This is a genomic window from Paraburkholderia humisilvae, assembly GCF_902859855.1.
Classification (GTDB): Bacteria; Pseudomonadota; Gammaproteobacteria; order Burkholderiales; family Burkholderiaceae; genus Paraburkholderia; species Paraburkholderia humisilvae.
Map to the genome: position 1 here is coordinate 81,480 of NZ_CADIKH010000015.1, position 14,951 is coordinate 96,430.

Here is a 14,951-nt window from a genome sequence, read left to right on the forward strand (position 1 = left end):
CTATAATTCGCCTTCCGTGTAAAGGACTGTCAGAGTTGCCTTCTACTCCCGAGACCCTCCTCGAGCTACGCGACGTCGACTTCGGCTACAACAACGATCGGCTCGTTCTGTCGAACCTGAACCTGCGCTTTGGGCGCGGTCAGGTCGTGGCGGTCATGGGCGGCTCGGGGTGCGGCAAAACCACCGTGCTGCGCCTGATCGGCGGCCTCGAGCGCGCACGGCGCGGCCAGGTGCTGTTCCAGGGCGAGGACATCGGCGCGCAAACGCGCGAAGGTCTCTACGCGCTGCGCCGCCGGATGGGTATGCTGTTCCAGTTCGGTGCGCTCTTCACCGATATGTCGGTGTTTGAAAATGTCGCGTTTGCGCTACGCGAGCACACTGATCTTCCCGAAGAACTGCTCCGCGACCTCGTGCTGATGAAGCTCAACGCAGTCGGCCTGCGCAGCGCGCGCGATCTGGCGCCGTCGCAGATTTCCGGCGGCATGGCGCGCCGCGTGGCGCTTGCGCGCGCAATCGCGCTCGATCCGGAGCTGATGATGTACGACGAGCCATTCGCCGGCCTCGACCCGATTTCGCTCGGCATCACTGCGAACCTGATTCGCGCGCTGAACCGGGCGCTCAACGCAACGTCGATTCTCGTTACGCACGACGTGCCCGAATCGTTCGCGATTGCCGACTACGTGTACTTTCTCGCGAACGGCGGGGTGCACGCGCAGGGCACGCCGGACGAGCTGCGCGCGTCGGCGGACCCGGTCGTGCGGCAGTTTATCGACGGCGCGCCGGACGGTCCTTTCAAGTTTCACTACCCGGGCGGCAAATCGCTCGCGGCGGACTTCGGCCTGGATGCGGACGCCAATGCAGACGCAAAACACGGAGGCCGGTCATGATCTCCGCAATCGGACGATCCGTTCTCGATGGCCTCGGCACTGCCGGCTACGCGGCGCGCCTGTTCGTGCGGCTCGTGTTCGAACTTTTTCCACTGCTGCGCCGTCCGCGGCTTGTCACAAAACAGATCCATTTTGTCGGTAATTACTCGCTGGTCATCATCGCGGTGTCCGGGCTGTTCGTCGGCTTCGTGCTGGGCCTGCAGGGGTATTACACGCTGAACCGCTATGGCTCCGAACAGGCATTGGGCCTGCTCGTCGCGCTGTCGCTCGTGCGCGAACTCGGGCCGGTCGTGACCGCGCTGCTGTTCGCCGGGCGGGCCGGCACGTCGCTGACCGCGGAGATCGGCCTGATGAAGGCCGGCGAGCAGTTGACGGCGATGGAGATGATGGCGGTCGATCCGGTGAAGGTTGTCGTCGCGCCACGGATGTGGGCCGGCATTATCGCGATGCCGATCCTGGCCGCGATCTTCAGCGCGGTGGGCATTTTCGGCGGCTACGTGGTAGGTGTGTTGCTGATCGGCGTCGATGCCGGCGCGTTCTGGTCGCAGATGCAAGGTGGCGTCGATGTGTGGCGCGACGTCGGCAACGGTGTGATCAAGAGCATTGTGTTCGGTTTTGCGGTGACGTTCATCGCGCTTTTCCAGGGCTACGAAGCGAAGGCGACACCCGAAGGCGTGTCGCGTGCCACGACGAAGACGGTCGTCTACGCATCGCTTGCTGTACTCGGCCTCGATTTCCTGCTGACCGCACTGATGTTCAGCTAAGTCCCGCGAGGGGGCGCCGGAAGGCGGGCGCGGGTCGCGCGCGCCTTGCGTGGCGCGCTCGCGCGTCAAGATTTACTTTGGGATGACGATGAAAAAGACTGCTCTCGACTTCTGGGTCGGCCTGTTCGTGGTGCTGGGCTTTATTGCGCTGCTGTTTCTCGCGCTGAAGGCTGGCAACATGAGTTCGCTGTCGTTTCAGGCGACCTATCCGGTCAAGCTGAAATTCGACAACATTGGTGGCCTCAAGCCGCGTGCGCCGGTCAAGAGCGCCGGCGTGACGGTCGGCCGCGTCGCATCGATCGGTTTCGACAGCAATACCTATCAGGCGCTGGTGACGATCGACATCGACAAGCAGTACCAGTTTCCGAAGGACAGCTCGGCGAAGATCCTCACGTCGGGGCTCCTCGGCGAGCAATACATCGGGCTCGAGCCGGGCGGCGACACCGAAATGCTGAAAGCCGGCGACACGATCACGATGACGCAGTCGGCGATCGTGCTCGAGAACCTGATCGGACAGTTCCTGTACAGCAAGGCCGCCGATGCGGGCGCAGCCAAGCCGGCGGCGCCCCCCGCACCGGCCGCCGCGCCGGCTCAACCCGCTTCGGGCGCGGCTCAATAAGGAGAAGAAGATTGCAGATCAAACCCCAGCGCGCCGCGGCGATCGCGCTTGCCGCAGCGGCCCTGGTCGGCTGTTCGACCGTTCAGACGCCGACGAAGGAAGACCCGTGGGAAGGCTTCAACCGGACTGTGTTCACGTTCAACGACAAGGTTGACCAGTACGCGGTCAAACCCGTCGCGCAGGGCTACGTGAAGATCACGCCGCAGCCGGTGCGCGACAGCGTCACGAACTTCTTTTCGAACATCGGCGACGTCTATATCGCAGCCAACAACCTGCTGCAGTTGAAGATTGCCGATGGCGTCAGCGACATCATGCGGATCGTGATCAACACCGTGTTCGGCGTCGGCGGCCTGTTCGACGTCGCGACGATCGCGAAACTGCCGAAGCATGACAACGACCTGGGCCTCACGCTCGGCCACTATGGCGTGCCGTCGGGTCCGTATCTGGTGCTGCCGCTTTTCGGGCCGAGCACGGTGCGCGACGCGGCCAGCTATGTCGGCAACTACTTCGCGAATCCGATTTCGTATATCGATTCGGACGCGATCAGCTGGAGCCTGTGGGGCGTGCAGCTGATCAACACGCGGGCGAACCTGCTGAGCGCGACCGACGTGCTGGAAGGCGCCGCGCTCGACAAATACTCGTTCGTGCGCAATGCGTATCTGCAACGTCGTCAGTTCCTGCTGACGGGCGGCACGGGCAGTTCGCTGCCGAACTATGGTGAAGGCGCACCGCTGCCGAATTACGACCAGGAGGGCGCCGCCGCGGCGGGCGCGCCTGCGGCAGGTGCGCCTGGCGGTCCCGCGTCGTCGGCTCCGGCTGCGCCGCGTGGCGCGTCGGGCACAGCGGCTGCTGAAGGTGCGGTTCCGGCGTCCGGTACACCGGCCCAGCCGCCGGTCGACTCGAACGGCATTCCGTCGCCGACCACGGTGCCGGGCGACCAGGTGGTGCCGCCGGGACGTTATCCGTCGCTGAGGTTACGCTAACCGGATTCGGGACCGCGAGCGCCCGTAACACCGGGATACAACTCTCGCAGGTTTCCGGTGGTTTAGGATAGAACTTGCGTGATATTGTCGGCTCGAAGTTAGCGATCTTCTTTTTGCAGGACTGGAAATGAAAAAATTCTTCTTTATCCCGTTTTTCGCAGCATTGTTCACGTTCGGTGGCGCAGCGGTCGCGCAGACCGTCGACACCAATTCGCCGGACGCGATGGTGAAGACCGTCACGCAGCAGGTGATCGACACGATCCGTTCAGACAAATCGATCCAGCAAGGCGACATCAACCGGATTACCCAGCTCGTCAACGAAAAGATCCTGCCGTACATCGATTTCCGCCGCACCACGCAACTCGCGATGGGGCGCAGCTGGCGCACTGCGACGCCCGAGCAGCAACAGCAGGTCATCGAGCAGTTCAAGATGCTGCTGATCCGCACCTACGCCGGCGCGCTCGCGCAGGTGAAGAACCAGGAAATCCAGTACAAGCCGTTCCGCGCGAATCCGGACGATACCGATGTCGTTGTGCGCTCGACGGTAATGAACAACGGCCAGCCGATCGAGCTCGACTATCGCCTGTACAAGACGCCGCAAGGCTGGCGCGTGTATGACATCAACGTGCTCGGCGCATGGCTGATTCAGGCCTACCAGCAACAGTTCGCCGAGCAGATTCAGCAGCATGGCGTCGACGGCCTGATCCAGTTCCTCACGCAGCGCAACCAGCAGCTGGCGGCGGGCAAGCAGTCGTGAACCGTGCACCGCTTCCAGGCAACGTCGCGGGCAGCTTCGCGACCGGCCCCACGCTGACCCACGCCAGCGCGCGCGCCGCGCTGGCGAGCGGGCTCGAGTGTATCGCGGGCGGCGCGCGCAACGTCGATTGTGCGCCGCTCACGCAGTTCGATTCGTCCGCGCTCGCGGTGCTGCTCGCGTGGCAGCGCGCGGCCCGCGCACGCGGCGCGGCCCTGGAAATCGTCAATCTTCCCGCCGGGCTTGCCAGTCTCGCGCAAGCCTATGGCGTCGACACACTGCTGTCGGCGCGACATTCACGCTCAGTCGATACCGAGCGCTCGCCGTCCTGATGCAACGTGGAGCCGGCAGCGCGTCCGGCTTTATCCCGACGTTTGCCGCAAGCTTTTGACCTATAATCAAACGTTTTTTGGGGCAGGTAACCGGCCCCAATTTCGCTTTTCGTTGCCCCCTTTCTCGTGCGCGAAGCGCACTTTTCAGTCGCCGCCGTCCGGCGGCGCATAGTCATGCCAGCCATAGAATTCCGTAACGTCAAGAAGCGCTACAAGAGTCTGCAGGCGCTCAAAGGCGTGAGCCTGACGGTTGAAGAAGGTGAGTTTTTCGGGCTGCTCGGCCCGAATGGCGCGGGCAAGACGACGCTCATCAGCATCCTCGCAGGCCTTGCGCGCGCCGACGAAGGCAGTATCGCGGTGCGCGGTCACGATGTCGTCGACGACTTCCGCGCGGCGCGCCGCGCGCTCGGCGTCGTGCCGCAGGAGCTCGTATTCGATCCGTTTTTCACCGTGCGCGAAACCTTGCGAATCCAGTCCGGATACTTCGGCTTGCGCCACAACGATGCATGGATCGACGAAGTGATGGCCAATCTCGATCTGACCGAGAAGGCCGATGCAAACATGCGTGCGCTGTCAGGCGGCATGAAGCGCCGCGTGCTGGTCGCGCAGGCGCTGGTGCACCGGCCGCCGGTGATCGTGCTCGACGAGCCGACCGCCGGCGTGGACGTCGAACTGCGCCAGACGCTGTGGAAATTTATCTCGCGTCTGAACCGCGAGGGCCACACGATCGTACTGACCACCCATTACCTCGAAGAAGCCGAATCGCTGTGCGACCGCATCGCGATGCTGCGGCGTGGCGAAGTGGTCGCGCTCGATCGCACCAGCGACCTGCTGCGGCGCTTCGCGGGCTTGCAGCTTTTTGTGCGCTTCGCACAGGGCGTGCTGCCCGCTGAGCTGCGCGCACTCGAAGTCGACCCCGGCGCGGTCAACACGCGCGAGCATCTGCTGCGCCTGTCGAATTACGACGATGTCGAACGGATTCTCGCGCAGTGCCGCACGGCGGGTTGTACATTCGACGAAATCGAGGTGCGCAAGGCGGATCTCGAAGACGTGTTCGTGCAGGTGATGAACACGCCGGAAATGGTCGAGGGGCTTGCATGAGCGGGTTTCGCACGCTGTTCTACAAGGAGCTCCTGCGGTTCTGGAAAGTGTCGTTCCAGACGGTGCTCGCGCCGATCGTCACCGCGCTGCTGTACCTGATGATCTTCGGTCACGCGCTGCGCGACCATGTGCAGGTGTATAGCGGGGTCGGCTATACGAGCTTCCTGATTCCCGGCCTCGTGATGATGAGCATGTTGCAGAACGCGTTTGCGAACAGCTCATCGTCGCTGATCCAGTCGAAGATCACCGGCAACCTCGTGTTCGTCTTGCTGCCGCCGTTGTCGCATTGGGAAATGTTCGGCGCCTATGTGCTCGCGTCGGTGGCGCGCGGCCTCGCGGTCGGCTTTGGCGTGTTCATCGTGACGGTGTGGTTCATTCCGGTGAGCTTTACCGCGCCGCTTTTCATCGTGCTGTTCGCGGTGCTGGGTTCGGCGATTCTCGGCACGCTCGGTGTCATCGCTGGCATCTGGGCCGAGAAGTTCGACCAGCTCGCGGCATTTCAGAACTTTATTATCGTGCCGCTCACGTTCCTGTCGGGCGTGTTCTATTCGACCCACTCGCTGCCGCCCGGTTGGCGCGAGGTATCGCGGCTCAACCCGTTCTTCTACATGATCGACGGCTTTCGCTACGGCTTTTTCGGCCAGTCGGATATCAATCCGCTCGTGAGCCTCGCGATCGTCGCCGCATTTTTCGTGGTGCTGGCCGTGCTTGCGATGCGTCTGCTTGCAAGCGGCTACAAGCTGCGCTACTGACCAGGAGCGTCCCATGTTACCGACTCCCGAACAGATCAAGACTTACATCTCCGCCGGCCTGCCGTGCGAGCACCTCGAAGTGGAAGGCGATGGTCAGCATTTCTTCGCGACCATCGTTTCCGCGAGCTTTGAAGGCAAGCGGTTAATTCAGCGTCATCAGCTGGTGTACGCGGCGCTCGGCGACCGCATGCGCGAAGAAATCCACGCCCTCAGCATGAAAACACTGACGCCTGCCGAATGGCAGAGCGCGTAATCTGGAACACTAGTGCGTATTACTCAAGACAGCCACGGCGCCGTGAGCGGCGCCACCCACGTTTCCGCTAATGCGCAACCCATCGCGCACAACGATCAGGAACCGACAGGCATGGACAAACTCGTCATCGAAGGCGGCCGGCAGTTGGCAGGGGAGATCCACGTTTCAGGTGCAAAGAATGCCGCGTTGCCGATTCTTTGCGCGAGTCTTTTGAGTTCGGACCCGATGCAGCTCGCGAATGTGCCCGACCTGCAGGACGTGCGCACGACGCTCAAGCTGCTGCGCCAGATGGGCGTGAAGGCGGAGACGGCAGACGGGACGGGTAAGGTGATGCTCGATGCGTCGAAGGTGAACAACCTCGTCGCGCCATACGAGCTCGTGAAGACCATGCGCGCTTCCATTCTGGTGCTCGGTCCGCTGGTCGCGCGGTTCGGCGAGGCGAAGGTGTCGCTGCCGGGCGGCTGCGCGATCGGCGCGCGGCCGGTCGACCAGCATATCAAGGGCCTGCAGGCGATGGGCGCCGAGATCAATATCGAGCATGGTTTTATCGAAGCGCGTGCGAAGCGTTTGAAAGGCACGCGGATCATTACCGACATGATCACCGTGACCGGCACCGAGAACCTGCTGATGGCGGCGGTGCTCGCCGAAGGCGAGACGGTGCTGGAAAATGCGGCGCGCGAGCCGGAGGTCGGCGATCTCGCGCATCTGCTCGTCGCGATGGGCGCGAAGATCGACGGAATCGGCACGGACCGGCTCGTCATCCAGGGTGTCGACAGGCTGCACGGCGCCGAACATACGGTGCTGCCGGACCGCATCGAGGCGGGCACGTTCCTGTGCGCGGTCGCGGCGGCGGGTGGCGATGTGACGCTGCGACACACTCGTCCGCAAACGCTCGAAGCGGTGATCGACAAGCTGCGCGAAGCCGGTGTCACGATCGACGAAGGCCACGACTGGCTGCGCGTGCGGATGAATCGGCGCGCCAACGCGGTGTCGTTCCGCACGTCCGAATATCCGGCGTTCCCGACTGACATGCAGGCGCAGTTCATGGCGCTCAACGCGATCGCCGATGGCCCATCGCGCGTCGTCGAGACGATCTTCGAAAACCGCTTCATGCACGTCCAGGAACTGAATCGCCTCGGTGCGAACATCACGATTGACGGCAATACGGCGCTGGTGAACGGCGTCGGCAGACTGTCCGGCGCGAAGGTGATGGCGACCGACCTGCGTGCATCGGCGAGTCTCGTGATCGCCGGTCTGTGCGCCGATGGCGAAACGCTGATCGACCGTATCTATCACCTCGACCGCGGTTACGACCGGATGGAAGTGAAGCTCACCGCGGTTGGCGCCAACGTGCGCCGCGTATCGGGTAAGCAGGCATGAGCACGTCGCAGCGAGGCGCGTCCCAGCAGACGTCTTCTGCACAGGCGAGCGGCGTGCCGTTGACGCTGGCGTTGTCAAAAGGGCGTATTTTCGAGGAAACGGTGCCGCTGCTCGCGGCGGCTGGCGTACAGGTCGCGGAAGACCCGGAATCGTCGCGCAAGCTGATTCTGCCGACCACCGATCCGGATCTGCGGGTGATTATCGTGCGCGCGACCGATGTGCCGACCTACGTCGAATACGGCGCTGCCGATTTTGGCGTGGCCGGCAAGGACGTGCTGATCGAGCACGGCGGCAGCGGGCTGTATCAGCCGGTCGACCTGGATATCGCGCGCTGCCGGATGTCGGTCGCGGTGAAGGCGGGTTTCGACTATGCGAACGCGGTGCGCCAGGGTGCGCGCCTGCGGGTCGCGACGAAGTATGTGCAAACCGCGCGCGAGCATTTCGCGGCGAAAGGCGTGCATGTCGACCTGATCAAGCTGTACGGCTCGATGGAGCTCGCGCCGCTCGTGGGTCTTGCCGACGCGATCGTCGACCTCGTCAGCTCGGGTGGCACGCTGCGCGCGAACAATCTGGTCGAGGTCGAGGAGATCATGCCGATCTCGTCGCGCCTCGTCGTGAATCAGGCCGCGCTGAAGTTGAAGCGCGCCGCGCTGCAGCCATTCCTCGATGCGTTCGAACGCGCGTCGAGGCGCGCGGTGTGATGACGCTCGGGGGCCTCGCGCCGCGAACGGCTGCGAAGGCGCCCCGCGCGTTTTACCGAAACGGATATCAGCATGTCTATCAAGATTCGCAAACTCGATTCCAGCGCTGACGGCTTCCAGAAGTCGCTGCATGCGGTGCTCGCGTTCGAGGCGAGCGAAGACGAGGCGATCGAGCGTTCGGTCGCACAGATACTCGCCGACGTGAAAGCGCGCGGCGACGCTGCGGTGCTCGAGTATACGAACCGCTTCGACCGGCTCGACGCGAAGGCCGTCGCCGCGCTCGAGCTGCCGCTAGCGGAGCTCGAGGCGGCGCTCGAAGGGCTCGGGCCGAAGCGTCGCGCGGCGCTTGAGGCGGCCGCCGCGCGCGTGCGCGCCTACCACGAGAAGCAGAAGATCGAATGCGGCAGTCATAGCTGGCAATACGAGGAATCGGACGGCACCGTGCTCGGCCAGAAAGTGACGCCGCTCGATCGCGCGGGTATCTATGTGCCGGGCGGCAAGGCCGCCTATCCGTCGTCGGTGCTGATGAATGCAATTCCGGCGCGAGTGGCCGGCGTGCGCGAAATCGTGATGGTCGTGCCGACCCCGGATGGTGTGAAGAACCCGCTCGTGCTGGCGGCGGCGCTGCTCGGCGGCGTCGATCGCGTGTTCACGATCGGCGGCGCACAGGCCATCGGCGCGTTGGCATACGGCACCGAAACGGTGCCGGCGGTCGACAAGATCTGCGGACCGGGCAATGCCTATGTCGCGTCCGCGAAGCGGCGCGTGTTCGGCACGGTCGGCATCGACATGATTGCCGGGCCGTCGGAAATCCTCGTGCTGTGCGACGGCACGACCGATCCGCGCTGGGTCGCGATGGATCTGTTTTCGCAGGCCGAGCACGATGAGCTTGCCCAGTCCATCCTGCTGTGTCCCGACGACAACTTTATCGCGCGCGTCGAGGCGGCGATCAAGGACTTGCTGCCCACGATGCCGCGGCGCGACGTGATCGCGGCATCGCTGACCGGCCGCGGCGCGCTCGTCAAAGTGCGCGACATGGCCGAAGCGTGCGCGATTGCGAACGATATCGCGCCGGAGCACCTCGAAATCTCGGCGCTCGATCCGCACCAATGGGGGCAGCAGATTCGCAACGCCGGCGCGATTTTCCTTGGGCGCTATACCAGCGAGAGTCTCGGCGACTACTGCGCGGGCCCGAACCACGTGTTGCCGACGTCGCGCACCGCACGGTTCTCGTCGCCGCTTGGGGTTTACGATTTCTTCAAGCGTTCGAGCCTGATCGAAGTCAGCTCCGAAGGCGCGCACACGCTCGGTGAAATCGCGGCGGAACTCGCGTATGGCGAGGGTTTGCCCGCGCATGCGCGCAGCGCGGAATACCGGATGAAGCAGAACGGCTGACGCTTTACGCGATGACTACCCCACAAGACATCATCCGCCGCGACGTGCTGGCGATGACCAGCTATCCGGTGCCGGACGCAACCGGCTTCGTGAAGCTCGACGCGATGGAGAACCCGTTCTCACTGCCGCCGCCGCTTGCGGCGCAACTCGCGGAACATCTGGCGGGCATCGCGCTGAACCGATACCCCGCGCCGCGGCCGGGCGCGTTGCTCGACAAGCTCAAGCGTGCGATGCACGTGCCGGCGAACTGCGAGGTGCTGCTCGGCAACGGCTCCGATGAAATCATCAGCATGATCTCGGTGGCGTGCGCGCAGCCGGGCGCCAAGGTGCTCGCGCCGGTGCCGGGCTTCGTGATGTACCAGCTATCCGCGCAGTTCGCGAATCTGGAGTTTGTCGGGGTGCCGCTGCATGCGGATTTCACGCTCGATACCGGCGCGATGCTCGCGGCCATCGAAGCGCACCGCCCGGCCGTCATCTATCTCGCGTACCCCAACAACCCGACTGGCAACCTGTTCGACGAAAACGCGATCGAGCGGATCATCGCGGCCGCGAAGCGCAGCCTCGTCGTGATCGACGAGGCCTATCAGCCGTTCGCCGGGCACAGCTGGATGCCGCGCGCGGGCGAATTCGACAATGTCGTCGTGATGCGCACCGTATCGAAGCTTGGGCTCGCCGGTATTCGTCTTGGCTACCTCGCCGGCCGGCCGGCATGGCTCGCCGAATTCGACAAGGTACGTCCGCCGTACAACATCAACGTGCTGACCCAGGCGACCGCCGATTTCCTGCTCGATCACATCGATGTGCTCGATGCGCAGGCTGCGCACCTGCGTGCGGAGCGGGCGAAACTGGCGCGGGCGGTTGCCGGCCTGCCCGGCGCCGAGGTGTTTCCGAGCGCCGGCAACTTTCTGCTGGTGCGCGTGCCGGATGCGTCCGCGACCTTCGAAGCGCTGCTTGGCGCGCGGGTTCTGATCAAAAACGTGAGTAAAATGCACCCACTGCTGGCGAATTGCGTACGTCTGACGGTCGGTGCTCCGGACGAGAACACGCAATTGCTTGCCGCGCTAAGGCTCGCGTTGCATTGAGTGGACGCGGCAACGGCCCGCTTCCCCACCTTACCTTTCAAGCAAGCTTCGAGGAATTGTCATGCGCCTTGCGGAAGTCGTTCGCAACACCAGCGAAACGCAGATCCGTGTGAAGATCAACCTGGACGGCACCGGCCAGCAAAAGCTCGCTACCGGCGTGCCGTTTCTTGACCACATGCTCGACCAGATCGCGCGGCATGGGTTGGTCGATCTGGACATCGAGGCGCATGGCGACACGCATATCGACGACCACCATACGGTCGAAGACGTCGGCATCACGCTGGGCCAGGCCGTCGCGAAAGCGGTCGGCGACAGGAAAGGCATCCGGCGCTACGGCCATGCGTATGTCCCGCTCGACGAGGCGCTGTCACGTGTCGTGATCGACTTTTCCGGTCGCCCGGGCCTCGAATTCCACGTGCCGTTCACGCGCGCGCGGATCGGCACGTTCGACGTTGACCTGTCGATCGAATTTTTCCGCGGCTTCGTGAACCACGCGGGCGTCACACTGCATATCGACAATCTGCGCGGCCTGAATGCTCATCATCAGATGGAAACGGTCTTCAAGGCATTCGGTCGTGCGCTGCGTATGGCGGTCGAACTCGACGAACGCGCGGCGGGGCAGATTCCGTCGACCAAGGGCAGTCTCTGACGCTTATTTCGGCGCCGATTCCCGGAGCAGTACCTGTTTGACGTGTCAGGCGAATGCGCAGCAGGCGCCGAACCGACCAACCGAACCGGTGCTGCGTCCACGGGTGCCCGGGTTGCGATGGATATCCTCAAGTCGTTTATTTCGCTGCTTGCGCTGATCAACCCGGTCGGCGCCGTGCCGTTTTTCCTGAGCCTGACCGCACAGCAGTCCGAGGCGGAGCGGCGGCGCACGATTCGTATCGCATCGGTTTCGGTGTTCTGCGTGATTGCGGTCACAGCGCTGTGCGGCAAGCAGATCATCAGCTTTTTTGGCATTTCGGTGGGCTCGCTCGAAGTCGGCGGCGGCATCATCATGCTATTGATGGCGATCAGCATGCTCAACGCGCAAATCGGCAATGCCCGTTCGACGCCCGAGGAGCGCTACGAAGCCGAGTCGAAGGACAACATTGCGGTCGTGCCGCTCGCAATCCCACTGCTGACCGGACCGGGTTCGATCAGCACGGTCATCGTCTATTCGGCTAGCTTTCACCACTGGTACGACCGCGTTAGTCTGATCGGTATCGGCGCGGTGCTCGCGGCAATCTGCTTCGCGTCGCTGCGTCTGGCTGAACCGATCGCCCGCTGGGTGGGTCGCACCGGTATCAATATCGGTACGCGTCTGATGGGTTTGATGCTGTCGGCGCTGGCGGTGGAGTTCATTGTCGACGGCCTGAAGGCGCTGCTGCCTAGCCTGAAATAAAAACCTGTTGAAGTGCAAACCTCGGTTGTGAAATGAAGACCTCGATTGCAATTGTGGATTACGGAATGGGCAATCTGCGCTCGGTTGCGCAGGCGCTGAAGAAAGCGGCGCCCGAAGCGGATGTGGCGATTGTCGACCGGCCCGAGGCGATCCGCGCGGCCGACCGCGTCGTGCTGCCTGGCCAGGGTGCGATGCCGGACTGTATGCGCTCGCTCGGCGAGTCCGGCTTACAGGATGCGGTGGTTGAGGCGTCGCGCACCAAACCGCTGATGGGCGTTTGCGTCGGCGAGCAGATGCTGTTCGACTGGAGCGCCGAGGGCGACACCCGCGGTCTCGGCCTGCTGCCGGGCAAAGTCGTGCGCTTCGAGCTGGACGGCCAGGTGCAGGACGACGGCTCGCGCTTCAAGGTGCCGCAGATGGGCTGGAACCGTGTCCGTCAGGCGCAGTCGCACCCGTTGTGGGACGGCGTGCCGGACAGCAGCTTCTTCTATTTCGTGCACAGCTACTATGTGGTGCCCGACAATGCAGCACATACGTCCGGCGAAACTATCTACGGTGTGCCGTTCACGTCGGCGGTGGCGCGCGACAACCTTTTCGCGACCCAATTCCACCCGGAAAAAAGTGCGGACGCGGGCTTGCGTGTATACCGGAATTTCGTGCACTGGAATCCATGAACGATGCCATCTTCGCCGGCGGGCCCGAGCGGTCGCGGTTGCCCCTTGACATTAGCAAGGCCGCCGAAAGAGTTGTACTAAACTAGCGGAACGGTCCGGCGCGGCACCGCCGCAGGCTTCGCGCCGGCCGAACATCAACCTTCTTCCCAGATATCACCCGATTGCTATGCTGCTGATCCCCGCCATCGACCTGAAAGACGGTCAATGTGTTCGCCTCAAACAGGGCGATATGGACCAGGCGACGATATTTTCCGAGGAGCCGGCGGCAATGGCCCGGCATTGGCTGGAGCGTGGCGCGCGGCGCCTGCACCTCGTCGACCTGAATGGCGCGTTCGCCGGCAAGCCGCGTAACGAAGAGGCGATTCGCGCGATTATCGAAGAAGTCGGCGCCGAGATTCCGGTGCAGCTAGGCGGTGGCATTCGCGATCTGAACACGATCGAGCGCTATCTGGACGACGGCCTCGAATACGTGATCATCGGCACGGCGGCGGTGAAGAATCCGGGCTTTCTGCTTGAAGCGTGCACCGCGTTCGGCGGCCACATCATCGTCGGTCTCGACGCGAAAGACGGGAAGGTCGCCACGGATGGGTGGAGCAAGCTGACCGGCCATGAAGTGGCGGATCTCGCGCGCAAGTTCGAAGACTACGGGTGTGAATCGATCATCTACACCGATATCGGCCGTGATGGCATGATGCAGGGCATCAATATCGAGGCGACGGTACGTCTCGCGCGTGCGGTGAAGATTCCGGTGATCGCGAGCGGCGGTCTGTCGAACCTGAGCGATATCGAGGCGCTGTGCGAGGTGGAAGACGAAGGCGTCGAGGGCGTGATCTGCGGCCGTGCGATCTACTCGGGCGACCTGGACTTCGCCGCCGCGCAGACGCATGCGGACCGGCTGCGCGAATCGGACGACGCCTGAGGGATGAAGTTTGAACGCTCGGCACGGCAGGCTGCGCAGGCTCAGGTGGCGTATCATCCGCCGCACCGATGCACTCCTTCCTTCCTTCATTGTTCATTGAGCGCCGTCGTTGTCCCGGCACACAGCAGCGTGCGGTACGGTTTCGCAGCACGGCACGCGCGGCACACCCGCTACACCACGTAAGCGCACCATCATGGCTTTAGCTAAACGCATCATCCCCTGTCTGGACGTGACCGCCGGGCGCGTCGTCAAGGGCGTGAACTTCGTCGAGTTGCGCGACGCCGGCGATCCGGTCGAGATCGCGCGCCGTTACGACGGGCAAGGCGCCGACGAGCTTACGTTTCTCGACATCACCGCGACTTCGGACCAGCGCGATCTGATCCTGCCGATCATCGAAGCGGTCGCGTCGCAGGTGTTCATCCCGCTGACAGTCGGCGGCGGCGTGCGCGCGGTTGAAGACGTGCGGCGTCTGCTCAATGCCGGTGCGGACAAGATCAGCATGAACTCGTCGGCGGTCGCGAATCCGCAGCTCGTGCGCGATGCAACGGACAAGTACGGCTCGCAGTGCATCGTTGTCGCGATCGACGCGAAGCGCGTGTCGGCCGACGGTGAGCCGCCGCGCTGGGAAGTATTCACGCACGGCGGGCGCAAGCCGACGGGTCTCGACGCCGTTCAATGGGCGCGCAAGATGGCGGAACTCGGCGCTGGCGAGATTCTGCTGACCAGCATGGACCGCGACGGGACCAAGAGCGGTTTCGATCTCGCGTTGACGCGAGCGGTATCGGACGCCGTGCCGGTGCCGGTGATTGCATCGGGCGGTGTCGGCTCGCTGCAGCACCTGGCCGACGGTATCAAGGACGGCCACGCGGACGCGGTGCTGGCCGCCAGCATCTTCCACTATGGCGAACACACGGTCGGCGAAGCCAAGCGCTTTATGGCCGATCAGGGCATTTCAGTGAGGTTGTGAC

The 14,951-nt window shown here is 63.6% G+C and carries 18 protein-coding genes; all 18 read left to right on the forward strand.

Features of this window, described 5'->3' with window-relative positions:
• Positions 1-35 precede the first annotated feature (35 nt).
• The 18 genes from HV796_RS17520 (at position 36) to hisF (ending at position 14,950) form a co-directional block, all read left to right on the forward strand.
• The gene (locus HV796_RS17520; protein WP_175227753.1) at positions 36-887 is read left to right on the forward strand and encodes an ABC transporter ATP-binding protein; all 852 of its coding nucleotides are present in this window, start codon (positions 36-38) and stop codon (positions 885-887) included.
• The gene (gene mlaE / locus HV796_RS17525) at positions 884-1,651 is read left to right on the forward strand and encodes a lipid asymmetry maintenance ABC transporter permease subunit MlaE (RefSeq protein WP_175227754.1); all 768 of its coding nucleotides are present in this window, start codon (positions 884-886) and stop codon (positions 1,649-1,651) included. The genes HV796_RS17520 and mlaE overlap by 4 nt, the downstream gene beginning before the upstream one ends.
• A gap of 82 nt (positions 1,652-1,733) precedes the next feature.
• Positions 1,734-2,270, forward strand: a complete 537-nt coding sequence (gene mlaD / locus HV796_RS17530) for an outer membrane lipid asymmetry maintenance protein MlaD (RefSeq protein ID WP_175227755.1) — start codon at positions 1,734-1,736, stop codon at positions 2,268-2,270.
• Positions 2,271-2,281: 11 nt separating this feature from the next.
• The gene (locus HV796_RS17535; RefSeq protein ID WP_246355908.1) at positions 2,282-3,253 is read left to right on the forward strand and encodes an MlaA family lipoprotein; all 972 of its coding nucleotides are present in this window, start codon (positions 2,282-2,284) and stop codon (positions 3,251-3,253) included.
• 127 nt (positions 3,254-3,380) lie between these two features.
• On the forward strand, positions 3,381-4,010 hold the full coding sequence (locus tag HV796_RS17540) for an MlaC/ttg2D family ABC transporter substrate-binding protein (protein WP_175227756.1): 630 nt from the start codon (positions 3,381-3,383) through the stop codon (positions 4,008-4,010).
• Positions 4,007-4,339, forward strand: a complete 333-nt coding sequence (locus HV796_RS17545) for an STAS domain-containing protein (RefSeq protein ID WP_175227696.1) — start codon at positions 4,007-4,009, stop codon at positions 4,337-4,339. Before HV796_RS17540 ends, HV796_RS17545 begins: the two co-directional genes overlap by 4 nt.
• Before the next feature lie 174 nt (positions 4,340-4,513).
• Positions 4,514-5,440, forward strand: a complete 927-nt coding sequence (locus HV796_RS17550) for an ABC transporter ATP-binding protein (RefSeq protein ID WP_175227757.1) — start codon at positions 4,514-4,516, stop codon at positions 5,438-5,440.
• Complete coding sequence (locus HV796_RS17555; RefSeq protein WP_175227758.1) at positions 5,437-6,192, forward strand: ABC transporter permease; 756 nt, start codon at positions 5,437-5,439, stop codon at positions 6,190-6,192. The genes HV796_RS17550 and HV796_RS17555 overlap by 4 nt, the downstream gene beginning before the upstream one ends.
• A gap of 13 nt (positions 6,193-6,205) precedes the next feature.
• Positions 6,206-6,445, forward strand: a complete 240-nt coding sequence (locus HV796_RS17560; protein ID WP_175227759.1) for a BolA family protein — start codon at positions 6,206-6,208, stop codon at positions 6,443-6,445.
• 111 nt (positions 6,446-6,556) lie between these two features.
• Positions 6,557-7,825 (forward strand): UDP-N-acetylglucosamine 1-carboxyvinyltransferase, encoded by a 1,269-nt coding sequence (gene murA / locus HV796_RS17565; protein ID WP_175227760.1) that lies wholly within the window; start codon positions 6,557-6,559, stop codon positions 7,823-7,825.
• Positions 7,822-8,526 carry an ATP phosphoribosyltransferase gene (gene hisG / locus HV796_RS17570; RefSeq protein ID WP_175227761.1) on the forward strand — a complete coding sequence of 235 codons (705 nt, stop codon included), beginning with the start codon at positions 7,822-7,824 and terminating at the stop codon, positions 8,524-8,526. Before murA ends, hisG begins: the two co-directional genes overlap by 4 nt.
• A gap of 72 nt (positions 8,527-8,598) precedes the next feature.
• Positions 8,599-9,921 (forward strand): histidinol dehydrogenase, encoded by a 1,323-nt coding sequence (gene hisD, locus HV796_RS17575; RefSeq protein ID WP_175227762.1) that lies wholly within the window; start codon positions 8,599-8,601, stop codon positions 9,919-9,921.
• An 11-nt stretch (positions 9,922-9,932) separates the two neighbouring features.
• Positions 9,933-11,003, forward strand: coding sequence for a histidinol-phosphate transaminase (gene hisC, locus HV796_RS17580; protein ID WP_175227763.1), 1,071 nt, complete (start codon positions 9,933-9,935; stop codon positions 11,001-11,003).
• Between the two features lie 61 nt (positions 11,004-11,064).
• Positions 11,065-11,652 carry an imidazoleglycerol-phosphate dehydratase HisB gene (gene hisB / locus HV796_RS17585; RefSeq protein ID WP_175227764.1) on the forward strand — a complete coding sequence of 196 codons (588 nt, stop codon included), beginning with the start codon at positions 11,065-11,067 and terminating at the stop codon, positions 11,650-11,652.
• A 117-nt stretch (positions 11,653-11,769) separates the two neighbouring features.
• Positions 11,770-12,390: a YchE family NAAT transporter gene (locus HV796_RS17590; RefSeq protein ID WP_175227765.1), complete on the forward strand. Its 621-nt coding sequence runs from the start codon at positions 11,770-11,772 to the stop codon at positions 12,388-12,390.
• 32 nt (positions 12,391-12,422) lie between these two features.
• Entirely contained in the window at positions 12,423-13,064 is a 642-nt protein-coding gene (hisH, locus tag HV796_RS17595; protein ID WP_175227766.1) for an imidazole glycerol phosphate synthase subunit HisH, read from the forward strand.
• Between the two features lie 166 nt (positions 13,065-13,230).
• Complete coding sequence (gene hisA, locus HV796_RS17600; RefSeq protein ID WP_175227767.1) at positions 13,231-13,983, forward strand: 1-(5-phosphoribosyl)-5-[(5-phosphoribosylamino)methylideneamino]imidazole-4-carboxamide isomerase; 753 nt, start codon at positions 13,231-13,233, stop codon at positions 13,981-13,983.
• A 193-nt stretch (positions 13,984-14,176) separates the two neighbouring features.
• Positions 14,177-14,950, forward strand: a complete 774-nt coding sequence (gene hisF / locus HV796_RS17605; RefSeq protein WP_175227768.1) for an imidazole glycerol phosphate synthase subunit HisF — start codon at positions 14,177-14,179, stop codon at positions 14,948-14,950.
• The last annotated feature ends 1 nt before the right edge of the window (position 14,951 follow it).